This window comes from Streptomyces sp. NPDC012466 (genome assembly GCF_042955215.1).
GTDB lineage: Bacteria > Actinomycetota > Actinomycetes > Streptomycetales > Streptomycetaceae > Streptomyces.
Map to the genome: position 1 here is coordinate 104,831 of NZ_JBIBEQ010000014.1, position 11,358 is coordinate 116,188.

The 11,358-nt window shown below is 72.6% G+C and carries 13 protein-coding genes; 7 read left to right on the top strand and 6 right to left on the bottom strand.

What is annotated here, in order from left to right:
• Positions 1-89 precede the first annotated feature (89 nt).
• The 3 genes from ACFY9E_RS36945 (at position 90) to ACFY9E_RS36955 (ending at position 4,225) form a co-directional block, all read left to right on the top strand.
• Positions 90-1,478, top strand: coding sequence for an aldehyde dehydrogenase family protein (locus tag ACFY9E_RS36945; protein WP_390992190.1), 1,389 nt, complete (start codon positions 90-92; stop codon positions 1,476-1,478).
• A gap of 104 nt (positions 1,479-1,582) precedes the next feature.
• Positions 1,583-2,665, top strand: coding sequence for a zinc-binding dehydrogenase (locus ACFY9E_RS36950; protein WP_390992193.1), 1,083 nt, complete (start codon positions 1,583-1,585; stop codon positions 2,663-2,665).
• A gap of 192 nt (positions 2,666-2,857) precedes the next feature.
• Positions 2,858-4,225, top strand: coding sequence for an MFS transporter (locus ACFY9E_RS36955; protein ID WP_390992196.1), 1,368 nt, complete (start codon positions 2,858-2,860; stop codon positions 4,223-4,225).
• Here ACFY9E_RS36955 and ACFY9E_RS36960 read toward each other — a convergent pair.
• Genes ACFY9E_RS36960 through ACFY9E_RS36970 form a run of 3 tightly spaced genes read right to left on the bottom strand, consistent with a single transcriptional unit; the run spans position 4,214 to position 6,645 of the window.
• A complete protein-coding gene (locus ACFY9E_RS36960; protein WP_390992199.1) occupies positions 4,214-5,182 on the bottom strand; it encodes an EamA family transporter in 969 nt (322 codons plus the stop codon). The two genes, ACFY9E_RS36955 and ACFY9E_RS36960, sit on opposite strands and share 12 nt — an antisense overlap.
• A 56-nt stretch (positions 5,183-5,238) precedes the next feature.
• A complete protein-coding gene (locus tag ACFY9E_RS36965; RefSeq protein WP_390992202.1) occupies positions 5,239-5,949 on the bottom strand; it encodes a helix-turn-helix domain-containing protein in 711 nt (236 codons plus the stop codon).
• Positions 5,950-6,006: 57 nt separating this feature from the next.
• Positions 6,007-6,645, bottom strand: a complete 639-nt coding sequence (locus ACFY9E_RS36970; protein ID WP_390992205.1) for a TetR/AcrR family transcriptional regulator C-terminal domain-containing protein — start codon at positions 6,643-6,645, stop codon at positions 6,007-6,009.
• Positions 6,646-6,721: 76 nt separating this feature from the next.
• Here ACFY9E_RS36970 and ACFY9E_RS36975 point away from each other — a divergent pair, with 76 nt between their 5' ends.
• The 3 genes from ACFY9E_RS36975 (at position 6,722) to ACFY9E_RS36985 (ending at position 8,903) form a co-directional block, all read left to right on the top strand.
• Positions 6,722-7,873 (top strand): acyl-CoA dehydrogenase family protein, encoded by a 1,152-nt coding sequence (locus tag ACFY9E_RS36975; RefSeq protein ID WP_390992332.1) that lies wholly within the window; start codon positions 6,722-6,724, stop codon positions 7,871-7,873.
• 60 nt (positions 7,874-7,933) lie between these two features.
• Positions 7,934-8,179, top strand: coding sequence for a YiaA/YiaB family inner membrane protein (locus ACFY9E_RS36980; RefSeq protein WP_031141618.1), 246 nt, complete (start codon positions 7,934-7,936; stop codon positions 8,177-8,179).
• Between the two features lie 70 nt (positions 8,180-8,249).
• Complete coding sequence (locus tag ACFY9E_RS36985; protein WP_390992207.1) at positions 8,250-8,903, top strand: TetR family transcriptional regulator; 654 nt, start codon at positions 8,250-8,252, stop codon at positions 8,901-8,903.
• Here the strand turns inward: ACFY9E_RS36985 and ACFY9E_RS36990 are convergent.
• Positions 8,894-9,355 carry a MaoC family dehydratase gene (locus ACFY9E_RS36990; RefSeq protein WP_033311842.1) on the bottom strand — a complete coding sequence of 154 codons (462 nt, stop codon included), beginning with the start codon at positions 9,353-9,355 and terminating at the stop codon, positions 8,894-8,896. The genes ACFY9E_RS36985 and ACFY9E_RS36990 overlap by 10 nt on opposite strands.
• A gap of 110 nt (positions 9,356-9,465) precedes the next feature.
• Between ACFY9E_RS36990 and soxR the strand changes: the two genes are divergently transcribed.
• The gene (gene soxR / locus ACFY9E_RS36995; protein WP_390992210.1) at positions 9,466-9,933 is read left to right on the top strand and encodes a redox-sensitive transcriptional activator SoxR; all 468 of its coding nucleotides are present in this window, start codon (positions 9,466-9,468) and stop codon (positions 9,931-9,933) included.
• On the opposite strand, the gene ACFY9E_RS37000 is transcribed toward soxR, so the two are convergent.
• Together ACFY9E_RS37000 and ACFY9E_RS37005 are read right to left on the bottom strand one after the other, a co-directional pair.
• Positions 9,890-10,657, bottom strand: coding sequence for a 3-keto-5-aminohexanoate cleavage protein (locus ACFY9E_RS37000; protein ID WP_390992334.1), 768 nt, complete (start codon positions 10,655-10,657; stop codon positions 9,890-9,892). The two genes, soxR and ACFY9E_RS37000, sit on opposite strands and share 44 nt — an antisense overlap.
• A gap of 76 nt (positions 10,658-10,733) precedes the next feature.
• The gene (locus tag ACFY9E_RS37005; protein ID WP_384159887.1) at positions 10,734-11,336 is read right to left on the bottom strand and encodes a hypothetical protein; all 603 of its coding nucleotides are present in this window, start codon (positions 11,334-11,336) and stop codon (positions 10,734-10,736) included.
• Between the last annotated feature and the right edge of the window lie 22 nt (positions 11,337-11,358).

Below are 11,358 nucleotides of genomic sequence, written 5' to 3' on the forward strand. Positions count from 1 at the left end.
GGCCGGAACCCCGGGACGTCTGGCGCCGAAAAACTATCGCCGCTAGTTTATGTGTCGGACGACGACGCCCCGCCCCGGAGGAAAGCGCGATGAAGGCACACGACGGCATGTACATCGGGGGCGCCTGGCGCCCCGCCGCCGGCCAGGACGTGATCGAGGTCGTGAACCCGGTCGACGAGCAGGTCATCGGCACGGTCCCGGCAGGCACCGCCGAGGACGTCGACCACGCCGTACGGGCCGCCCGCGCCGCCCTGCCGGACTGGGCCGCGACCCCGCCCGCCGAGCGCGCGGCGCGTCTGGCGGCCCTGCGGGACGGGCTCGTGGCCCGCGCGGACGAGATCGCCGAGACGGTCACGGCGGAACTCGGCTCGCCGCTGAAGTTCTCGCAGGCCGTCCACGCGGGTGTGCCGATCGCGGTCGCGGGCTCGTACGCCGAACTGGCGGCGACGTATGCCTTCGAGGAGAAGACCGGCAACTCGGTCGTGCACCACGAGCCGGTCGGCGTCGTGGCCGCGATCACACCCTGGAACTACCCGCTGCACCAGATCGTCGCCAAGGTCGCCCCGGCCCTCGCGGCGGGCTGCACGGTCGTGGTGAAGCCCGCCGAGGACACCCCGCTGGTGGCTCGGCTCCTCGCCGACGCGGTGCACGAGGCCGGGTTCCCGGCGGGCGTCTTCAACCTGGTCACCGGTCTCGGCCCGGTCGCCGGCCAGGCCCTCGCCGAGCACCCCGGAGTCGACCTGGTCTCTTTCACCGGCTCCACCGCCGTCGGCCGGGGGATCGCGGCGATCGCCGCCGGGCAGGTGAAGAAGGTCGCCCTCGAACTCGGCGGCAAGTCCGCCAACGTCATCCTCCCGAGCGCCGACCTGGCCAAGGCGGTCAACGTCGGGGTCGCCAACGTCATGTCCAACTCCGGGCAGACGTGCAGCGCCTGGACGCGGATGCTCGTCCACCGCGACCAGTACGACGAGGCGGTCGAGCTGGCCGCGGCCGCCGCCGCCAAGTACGGCGACCGCATCGGGCCGGTCGTCAACGCCAGGCAGCAGGCCCGGGTGCGCGGCTACATCGAGAAGGGCGTGGCCGAGGGTGCCCGGCTGGTGGCCGGCGGCCCCGGGGCCCCGCGCGAGACGGGCTACTTCGTCAGCCCGACCGTCTTCGCCGACGTCACCGAGGACATGACCATCGCGCAGGAGGAGATCTTCGGTCCGGTCCTGTCGATCCTGAAGTACGAGGACGAGGAGGACGCCCTGCGCATCGCCAACGGCACGGTGTACGGCCTGGCCGGCGCCGTCTGGGCCGGGGACGAGGCCCAGGCGGTGGCCTTCGCGCGCCGGATGGAGACCGGCCAGGTCGACATCAACGGCGGCCGCTTCAACCCCCTCGCCCCCTTCGGCGGCTACAAGCAGTCGGGTGTCGGCCGCGAACTCGGCGTGCACGGCCTGACCGAGTACCTCCAGACCAAGTCCCTCCAGTTCTAGGACGCCGTCCGGATCGCGCCGCAGACGCGGCATCGACCAGTACCGTCAGTTTCCTGTGGCCTGATCCGAACGACAGGCCCTAGCCCCAGGGAGTCCCCTCCGTCATGGCTGTCCGCGCCGCCGTCCTGCCCGCTGTCGGCTCCCCGCTGGAGATCACCGGCATCGACCTGCCCGACCCCGGCCCCGGCCAGGTCCGCGTCCGGCTCGCCGCAGCCGGGGTCTGCCACTCCGACCTGTCCCTGTCCGACGGCACCATGCGCGTGCCCGTCCCCGCCGTCCTCGGCCACGAGGGCGCCGGCACGGTCGTCGCCGTCGGCGAGGGCGTCACCCATGTCGCGCCCGGCGACGGGGTCGTCCTCAACTGGGCGCCGTCCTGCGGCGCCTGCCACGCCTGCTCGCTCGGCGAGGTGTGGCTGTGCGCCAACGCCCTGGGCGGCGCCGCCGACGTCTACGCCCGCACCACCGAGGGCACCGACCTCCACCCCGGCCTGAACGTCGCCGCGTTCGCCGAGGAGACCGTCGTCTCCACGTCCTGCGTCCTGCCCGTCCCGGACGGCGTCCCGCTCACCGACGCCGCTCTCCTCGGCTGCGCGGTCCTCACCGGTTACGGCGCCGTCCATCACTCGGCCCGCGTCCGGCAGGGCGAGACGGTCGCGGTGTTCGGTGTCGGCGGAGTGGGGCTGTCCGCGATCCAGGCGGCCCGGATCGCGGGTGCCTCGAAGATCGTCGCGGTGGACGTGTCCGCCGAGAAGGAGGAACTGGCCCGGGCGGCCGGCGCCACCGACTACCTCGTCGCCTCGGACACCACCGCCCGCGAGATCCGCGGCCTCACCGGGAAACAGGGCGTGGACGTCGCCGTGGAGTGCGCCGGCCGCGCGGTCAGCATCCGCACGGCCTGGGACTCCACCCGGCGCGGCGGCCGCACCACGGTCGTCGGCATCGGCGGCAAGGACCAGCAGGTCACCTTCAACGCCCTGGAGATCTTCCACTGGGGCCGCACCCTCTCCGGCTGCGTCTACGGCAACTCCGACCCGGCCCAGGACCTCCCGGTGCTGGCCGAACACATCCGGGCCGGCCGTCTGGATCTGAGCGCGCTGGTGACCGAACGCATCTCCCTCGACGGCATCCCGGCGGCCTTCGAGAACATGCTGGCGGGCAAGGGCGGCCGGTCCCTGGTCGTCTTCTAGGCCCGTCTCCGCGGCGCCCCGGACTCCTCGCGAGGCCGGGGTCTTCGGCATGTCCGGCCCCGCAGTCGATGCCAAGTACAGGCAAAAGTCCTGGTGCACGACCCGTTGACGCACATACCGTCCGGTCAGTACGTTCCCCGGAACCCGCGCCACCCCCCGTTCCGTCCCCGCACTCCCCGGAGCGTGCACCACATGGACACGGCACCTTCCGCTCAGCCCGTCACGACCACGCCCGCCGTCGGCAACCGCCGCCGGGTGGCCACCGCCGCGGCACTCGCCTCGGCCGTCGAGTGGTACGACTACTTCGTCTTCGGCATCGCCGCCGCCCTCGTGCTCGGCGACCTCTACTTCCCCTCCGGCAACGCCACGGCAGGCGTCCTCGCCTCGTTCGCGACCTTCGCCGTCGGCTTCCTCGCCCGCCCCATCGGCGGCATCGTCGCCGGCCACCTCGGCGACCAGCGCGGCCGCAAACCGATGCTGGTCCTGGCGCTCACGCTGATGGGCGTGGCGACCACCGGCATCGGCCTGCTGCCGACGTACGACACCATCGGTGTGGCCGCCCCGATCCTGCTCGTCCTGCTGCGGGTGGCGCAGGGCGTCGCCGTCGGCGCCCAGTGGGGCGGCGCGATGCTCCTGGCCACCGAGTACGCCCCGGAGGGCAAGCGAGGTGTCTACGGCAGCGTCGTCCAGCTGGGCGTCCCCATCGGCGTGGTCACCGCCAACACCGTCTTCCTGCTGGCCGGTGCGTTCACCAGCGACGCGGCGTTCGCGGCCTGGGGCTGGCGCGTACCGTTCCTGGTCGGCCTGCTGGTCCTCGCCCTCGCCTGGTACATCCACACGCGCGTCGAGGAGACCCCGGCGTTCCGGGAGGCCGAACGGGCGCTCGCCGAGAAGGAGAAGTCCGAGCAGAACTCGCCGCTGCGCACGATCCTGCGCGGCCACCTGGGCACGGTGTTCCTGGCCGGCGGCTCCTTCGCGGTGAACACCGCCACCTTCTACATCCTCATCACCGGCGTCCTCGACTACACGACCCGAGAGCTGGACATGAAGAAGGGCGCGGTGCTCACCGTCTCCCTCTGCGTCAGCCTCACGCAGCTCGTGCTGATCCCGGCCGCCGCCGCGCTGTCCGACCGTGTCGGCCGCATCCGGGTCTACGCCTTCGGCGCGGTCGGCATCGCGCTGTGGGCGGTGCCGCTCTTCCTGCTGATCGACACCCGCTCGCTGCTGTGGCTCGCGGTCGGCACGTTCGTCGCCAGCTGCTTCCTGAGCATCATGTACGGCCCCCAGGCCGCCCTCTTCGCCGAGCTGTTCACGCCCGAGATGCGCTACACCGGCGCCTCCCTCGGCTACCAGATCGCGGCCGTCGCGGGCGGCGGGCTCGCGCCCTTCATGATGGTGCTGCTGCTGGAGACGACGGGCACCTCGATGGCCGTGTCCGGCTACATCGTCGCGCTCTCGGTGATCGCCCTGGTGTCGATCAAGATCCTCGCGGACCGGGCACGTGCGGCGGAGCGGGAGACCGCGACCGAGGCCCGCGGGGAGGCCGAGTCAGCGAGCTGAGTCCGGGGTCTGCTCGGGCCGGGGTTCCACCACCGCTCCCGGAACCCCGGCCGGGGCCGCCGACCGCGCGCGCGACCGGGACACCGCCACGCCCGCCAGGCACAGCGCACCGCCGAGCAGCGTGAGCAGCCCCGGCACCTCGCCGAGGAACAGCCAGGACATCAGGACGACCAGCGCGGGCGCCGCGTACGTCGTCGCGCCCATCTTGCTCGCGGTCGTCCGGGACAACGCGTAGGCCCACGTGGTGAAGGCGAGGGCGGTCGGGAAGACGCCCAGGTAGAGCATGTTGAGGGTGGCGGAGGCCGGTGCCTTCGCGGCCTCCTGGACCAGCTGCCCCGCGAACGGCAGGCACAGCACCGCGCCGACCAGGCACCCGAACGTCGTCACCTGCAGCGGACTGGCCGAGCCCAGCGCCGGCTTCTGCGCCACGACGCCACCGGCGTACGCGATCGCCGCCAGCAGGCACAGCACCACCCCGAGCACCGAGGAACCGCCCTCGCCGGACATCGACAGACCCACGGTCACCGCACCGGCGAACGACACCGCCATCCCCGCCAGCAGCCGCGGCGGCATCGGGTCGCCGAGCAGCCGGGCCCCGAGCAGCGCGATCAGGATCGGCCCGGTGTTCACCACCAGCGCGGCCGTGCCGGCGTCGACCTGCTGCTCGCCCCAGTTCAGGGCGACCATGTAGAAGCCGAACCACAGCACGCCCGATATCGCGATCCCGCGCCAGGCCGGGCGCGGCGGCCACGTCTCCCGCCGCACCAGGCAGATCATCCCCAGCGTCAGGGCGCCGGCCAGCAGCCGCCCGAGTGCCAGCGCGCCCGGCGAGTAGGCGTCACCCGCGCTGCGGATCGAGACGAAGGCGGACGCCCACAGCACGACGGTGACCGCGGCCGCGGCGGCGGCCAGCAGCTCTGCCCGGCGGGGGGACGACGTCGGGGGGTTGTTCATCATGCTCCTGAGGCTAGGGGGAGGCGGGGGCCGCAGGCTCGCGGATTACGGACGGGCGGCTAGCGCAGGGCGGCGGCCTCGACGCCCAGCAGATCGAGGAGGGCGCGTTCACCGGCCGCCGTGACCTTCACCGCCCGCTCCGAGCCGATGCGCACGCACCACCCCGTGTCCAGGGCGTGCCGGCACAGGGCCGCGCCCGCGACGCCCGCGAGATGCGGGCGGCGTTCGGTCCAGTCGAGACAGGCCCGCGCCAGGGGACGCCGGCCCCGCCGTTCGAGGCCGATGCCGGCCGACGCGAACCACGCCAGCCCCGCGTCGGTGAGCGCGAACCCGGTCTCCTGCTCCAGCAGCCCGCGCGCCGTCAGCGCGTCGGTGACGGCGATGCCGAGCCGCCCGGCGAGATGGTCGTAGCAGGTCCGGCCCCGGGCCATCGCCGAGCCTGCGCTCGACTCCCGCAGGTTCCGCGGCCGTACGGCCGCGGACGGCGCGACCTGGGCGGCCAGGTCCTCCACCAGGTGGGCGACGCGGGCATCGGCCAGCCGGACGTACCGGTGCCGGCCCTGCCGCTCCTCGGCGAGCAGTCCGCCCGCGACGAGCCTGCCCAGGTGCTCGCTCAGGGTCGAGGCGGCGACACCCGCGTGCCGCGCCAGCTCGCTCGCGGTCCAGGCACGCCCGTCCAGCAGCGCCAGCAGGCACGCGGCCCGGGTCTCGTCCGCGAACAGCGCGGCGAGCCGTGCCAGGGCGGTGGCCTGCGGGTCCCTCGTCGTCATGTCACCAGCATGGAACACGGACTGTTCGGCCGTCGCCGAAGTGTCCCGTCCGGTGTCCTAGGTCCGCCGCACCTGCTCGTACTGCCGCGCCAGTCCGTCCAGCAGGGCCCTCAGCCCCGTCTCGAAGGCGCGCTCGTCGATCTTCTCCTGCCGCTCGGCCAGGAGGTGGGCCTGCTGGAGGTGGGGGTAGTCGGCGGGGTCGTAGGCACTGGCGTCGTCGACGAATCCGCCGGCGAAGGAGCCGAGCGCGGAGCCCATCACGAAGTACCGCATCAGCGCGCCGATGGACGTGGCCTGCGCCGGCGGCCAGCCCGCGGCGACCATCGCGCCGTAGACGGCGTCCGCGAGGCGCAGTCCGGCCGGGCGGCGCCCGGGGCCGCGGGCCAGCACCGGGACGATGTTGGGGTGGTCCCGCAGCGCGGCCCGGTAGGAGACGGCCCAGTCGTGCAGGGCGGTTCGCCAGTCCCGGCCGTCCTGGAACATCGACAGGTCCACCTGGCCGCTCACCGAATCGGCCACCGCCTCCAGGATCTCGTCCTTGGTGCGGAAGTGGTTGTACAGCGACGGTCCGCTGACCCCGAGTTCGGCGGCGAGCCGCCGCGTGGAGACGGCGGCCAGACCCTCCGCGTCCACGAGCGCCCGGGCCGTCTCGACGATCCGGTCGGTGCTGAGCAGGGGCTTGCGCGGTCGGGCCATGGCGCACATAGTAGGGCTGGGCGCAAAACTAGCAGTGCTAATTTAAATGTACGGTTTTCAAATGGGGTGACTCGTGGTGAATCTGGAGCTCAGCGAGGAGCAGAGCGCGGTCCGGCAGCTCGCGCGGGACTTCGTGGAGCGCGAGATCACCCCGCACGTCGTCGCCTGGGACCGTGCCGAGGAGGTCGACCGGGCGATCGTCGGGAAGCTCGGCGAGGTCGGCTTCCTGGGTCTGACGATCGACGAGGAGTACGGCGGCTCCGGCGGCGACCACCTCGCGTACTGCCTGGTCACGGAGGAGCTGGGCCGGGGTGACTCGTCCGTGCGCGGCATCGTCTCGGTCTCCCTCGGGCTCGTCGCCAAGACCGTCGCCGCCTGGGGGAGCGAGGAGCAGAAGCGGCGCTGGCTGCCGGGGCTGACCTCCGGCGCGTCGGTCGGCTGCTTCGGCCTGACCGAGCCGGGCACGGGCTCGGACGCGGGCAGCCTCACGACCCGGGCGGTGCGGGACGGCGACGACTACGTCATCAACGGCAGCAAGATGTTCATCACCAACGGCACCTGGGCCGATGTCGTCCTGCTCTTCGCCCGCTCCACGGACGCCCCCGGCCACAAGGGCGTCTCCGCCTTCCTCGTCCCCGCCGACACGCCCGGCCTGACCCGCCGCACCGTCCACGGCAAGCTCGGGCTGCGCGGCCAGGCCACCGCCGAACTCGCCCTGGAGGACGTGCGCGTGCCGGCCTCCGCGCTCGTCGGGGAGGAGGGCAAGGGCTTCTCGATCGCGATGTCGGCTCTCGCCAAGGGCCGGATGTCGGTCGCCGCGGGCTGCGTCGGCATAGCCCAGGCCGCTCTCGACGCCGCCGTGCGGTACGCGGGGGAGCGTGAGCAGTTCGGCAAGACCATCGCCCACCACCAGCTCGTCCAGGAACTGCTCAGCGACATCGCCCTGGACGTCGACGCCGCCCGGCTGCTGACCTGGCGGGTCGCCGATCTGATCGACCGGGGGCGGCCGTTCGCCGTCGAGTCGTCCAAGGCCAAGCTGTTCGCCTCGGAGGCCGCCGTCCGCGCCGCGAACAACGCGCTCCAGGTCTTCGGCGGCTACGGCTACATCGACGAGTACCCGGCGGGCAAGCTGCTGCGGGATGCCCGCGTCATGACCCTCTACGAGGGCACGAGCCAGATCCAGAAGCTGGTCATCGGGCGGGCGCTGACGGGGGTCTCGGCGTTCTGAGTACGCGTCTGAGTACTTCGGCGGATGTGGCGCGGGCCACGTCCGCCGATGCTTTCCCCCATGAGTGACACACCGGGCAAGCAGCAGAACACGGCCGCCTTCTACGGCCAGGCCGTCGCATCCTTCGCCGTCGCCATGGCGGCCACCGCCGTGGGCATCTACCAGCTGAGCGCCGACGCATGGGTGCGGGGCTTCCTCGCCATCGCCGTCCTGTACCTGGTCACCTCGTCCTTCACGCTGGCCAAGGTGATCCGGGACCGGCAGGAGGGGGCGGCCCCCTCGTACGCCCCCTTCGAGAAGCACTGAGCGGCCACACTAAGCGCTCGCTCACCTTCGGCGGTATGGTGTTGCTCCTGCCAGTGGAGAGGGGCGAGTGATGAGTACGGCGGAGGAGACGGCCGGCGGCGAGGCGCAGGCGTGGGGCGAGGTCACGCCCGACGCGGCGCGGCGGCTGCTGGTCGCCGCGGTGGAGGCCTTCGCCGAGCGTGGCTACCACGCCACGACGACCCGGGACATCGCGGGCCGCGCCGGGATGAGCCCGGCCGCGCTCTACATCCACTACAAGACCAAGGAAGAGCTGCTGCACCGCATCAGCAGGATCGGGCACGAGAAGGCCCTGGAGATCCTGCGGACGGCGTCCCGGCGTGAGGGCAGTCCCACCGAGCGGCTCGCCGACGCGGTGAGCTCCTTCGTGCGCTGGCACGCGGGCGGCCGTACCACCGCGCGGGTCGTGCAGTACGAACTCGACTCGCTCGGGCCCGACGCCCGGGCCGAGATCCTCGCGCTGCGGCGCCAGGTCGACGGCGAGGTGCGCGGGATCATCGAGGAGGGCGTGCGGTCCGGCGAGTTCGAGGTCATCGACGTGCACGGCACCACGCTGGCCGTGCTGTCGCTCTGCATCGACGTGGCGCGGTGGTTCAACGTCGACGGGCCCCGGACGCCGGACGAGGTCGGCGCACTGTACGCCGATCTCGTGCTGCGCATGGTCGGTGCCCAGGGCCAGGGGCCCGAGGCCGGGTCTCAGAGGTAGTAGCGCGCCACGGACTCGGCGACGCAGACCGGCTTGTCGCCGCCCTCGCGTTCGACGCTGAAGGCGACGGCCACCTGGACGCCGCCGGGCACCTCCTCGACCGCGCTGATCGCCGCGGTGGCGCGCAGGCGGGAGCCGACCGGGACCGGGGCGGGGAAACGCACCTTGTTCGTGCCGTAGTTGACGCCCATCTTCACGCCCTCGACGGCGATCAGCTGCGGTCCGAAGAGGGGCAGCAGCGACAGGGTCAGATAGCCGTGCGCGATGGTGGTGCCGAAGGGACCCGCGGCGGCCTTCTCCGGGTCGACGTGGATCCACTGGTGGTCACCGGTGGCCTCCGCGAAGAGGTCGATCCGCTTCTGGTCGATGTCCAGCCAGTCCGTGTACCCCAGTTGTTCGCCGACCGCCGACTTCAGGTCGTCGACGGACGTGAAGATCCTCGGCTCTGCCATGTCTTCCAGGCCTCTCGTGTGCAGGGGGTCTGCGCGCTCATATCTCTAAGCGACTGCTTAGCATGGTCGGCCGTGGGGGCTGTGTCAACGGACTCGGTAGGGTTCGAGGGGTGCCTCAGATTCCAGAGAAGATTCATGAGCTCACGGTCGGCCAGCTCGCGGCGCGGAGCGGCGCCGCCGTGTCCGCCCTGCACTTCTACGAGTCCAAGGGCCTGATCAGCAGCCGCCGGACCGCCGGCAACCAGCGCCGCTACTCGCGTGACACGCTGCGCCGGGTCGCCTTCATCCGGGCCGCGCAACGCGTCGGCATCCCTCTGGCGACGATCCGCGACGCGCTCGCGGAACTCCCCGAGGAGCGCACGCCCACCCGTGAGGACTGGGCCCACCTGTCCGAGACCTGGCGCGCCGAACTGGAGGAGCGCATCAAGCAGCTGAACCGTCTGCGGGATCACCTCGCCGACTGCATCGGCTGCGGCTGCCTCTCCCTCGACACCTGCGTCCTGTCCAACCCGGACGACGTCTTCGGCGAACGCCTCACCGGGTCCCGCCTGATGGCCGACCGGGGCGGTCGCGGGTAGCGTCCGCCAGGCCCGCCCTGTACTCCGCCAGCCCGGCCGCGACCAACCGGGCGTTGGACCGCGCCCGTTCCCCGTCCGGCAGCACCAGGACGTCCTCCAGCCCGACCCGCGTGGCCAGGCCCAGCCGGCCCGCGAGCCGCAGCACCGGCCAGGCGCCCCCGTCCTCGCCGTGCAGCAGGACCGGGCGTCCGTGCGCGGCCCCGATGGCGGACAGCAGTGCCCGCGCGGAGGAGACGGCGTCCAGCGGGTCCGTGTCCGTCACCTCCGCCAGGACCCTCAGCACCTTCGGTCCGAGCGGCGAGGCCGCGAACCGCTCCGCCCCGTCGGTCCCGGACCAGATGCCGGCCTCCACGCCCACCCCGCGCTCCAGGAGCAGGGCGGCCGTCTCCTCCGCCCCCGGCTCGTGCCAGTTGACCGAGGCGTGGTCGGGCAGCACCGTCCACGCGCGGATCCGCTCCAGCCGGGCGGCGGGGTCGGGCTCCGCCCACGCGCCCGTGGTCACACCGACCGGCACCGGCACCCGCGCCCGGATCGCCGACAGCGTCGGCGCGAGCACCCGCGGCGACAACGTGTCACGCCCGCAAGGGGTCTTGGGGTGAACGTGGATGTCCGTCGCCCCGGCGGCGACGGCCTCGGCAGCCGAGTCGGCCATCGACTCGGGTGTCAGCGGCACGGCCACACCGTCAGCGGCCGTCCGCGAACCGTTCAGGCACACCTGCATCATGCCGTCGATGGTGCCAGTCGCCACCGACAGTCGGGGGTGCGGCATCCCCGGCGCACCCCCCGCGCACCCGCATCCGTCAAGCCGACACCAACAGCCTCGCGCGCCGGGCGTACGCCAGGGACTCGGGCGTGAGCACGGGGCGGGGAACCAGGATTCCGCAGTCCGTGCAGACCGGTCCGGACGAGGGTTCGTGGTCCAGGTCGTACCTCCAGACGAGCTGCTCCCCACCGCAGACCGGGCATTCCGAGCCGGGCTCGCGCTCCAGCGCGGCGATGAGCCGGCGCAGCACCTCGGCCAGCGGTTCACGGGGATGGACCGCCGGATCGTCGCACCACGCCACGCCGAAACCGCCCCAGGTCAGCCGGTGCCAGTCGTCCACACTGCCCGGCCTGCGCAGTCCGTCGTGCTTCTCCTTCTTGCGGCGCTCGGCGAACTCGACCTCGTAGGCCAGCCAGACCGCCCGCGCCTCCTCCAGTTCGTCCAGCGCGGCCACGAGCCGCACCGGATCGGGGGAGCGGTCCTCGGGCCCGAACCCCGCCCGGGAGCACAGATGGTCCCAGGTCGCCCTGTGTCCGTAGGGGGCGAACCGCTCAAGGCACTTGCGCAGCGAATAACGCCGCAAGGCCAGATCACACCGCGGATCACGGACCTGTCTCGCCAGACTCCGGAAACCGGCCATCGTCCTGCACCTCCGTCACACC

Bases quoted from the DNA above. Each gene is read 5' to 3' on its own strand.
- ACFY9E_RS36970 (WP_390992205.1), bottom strand. From the start codon at position 6,645: ATGGCCCGACCGCGCAAGCCCCTGCTCAGCACCGACCGGATCGTCGAG.
- ACFY9E_RS36950 (WP_390992193.1), top strand. From the start codon at position 1,583: ATGGCTGTCCGCGCCGCCGTCCTGCCCGCTGTCGGCTCCCCGCTGGAG.
- ACFY9E_RS36985 (WP_390992207.1), top strand. From the start codon at position 8,250: ATGAGTACGGCGGAGGAGACGGCCGGCGGCGAGGCGCAGGCGTGGGGC.
- ACFY9E_RS36955 (WP_390992196.1), top strand. From the start codon at position 2,858: ATGGACACGGCACCTTCCGCTCAGCCCGTCACGACCACGCCCGCCGTC.
- ACFY9E_RS36980 (WP_031141618.1), top strand. From the start codon at position 7,934: ATGAGTGACACACCGGGCAAGCAGCAGAACACGGCCGCCTTCTACGGC.
- ACFY9E_RS37000 (WP_390992334.1), bottom strand. From the start codon at position 10,657: ATGATGCAGGTGTGCCTGAACGGTTCGCGGACGGCCGCTGACGGTGTG.
- ACFY9E_RS36960 (WP_390992199.1), bottom strand. From the start codon at position 5,182: ATGATGAACAACCCCCCGACGTCGTCCCCCCGCCGGGCAGAGCTGCTG.
- ACFY9E_RS36945 (WP_390992190.1), top strand. From the start codon at position 90: ATGAAGGCACACGACGGCATGTACATCGGGGGCGCCTGGCGCCCCGCC.
- ACFY9E_RS36965 (WP_390992202.1), bottom strand. From the start codon at position 5,949: ATGACGACGAGGGACCCGCAGGCCACCGCCCTGGCACGGCTCGCCGCG.
- ACFY9E_RS37005 (WP_384159887.1), bottom strand. From the start codon at position 11,336: ATGGCCGGTTTCCGGAGTCTGGCGAGACAGGTCCGTGATCCGCGGTGT.
- ACFY9E_RS36990 (WP_033311842.1), bottom strand. From the start codon at position 9,355: ATGGCAGAGCCGAGGATCTTCACGTCCGTCGACGACCTGAAGTCGGCG.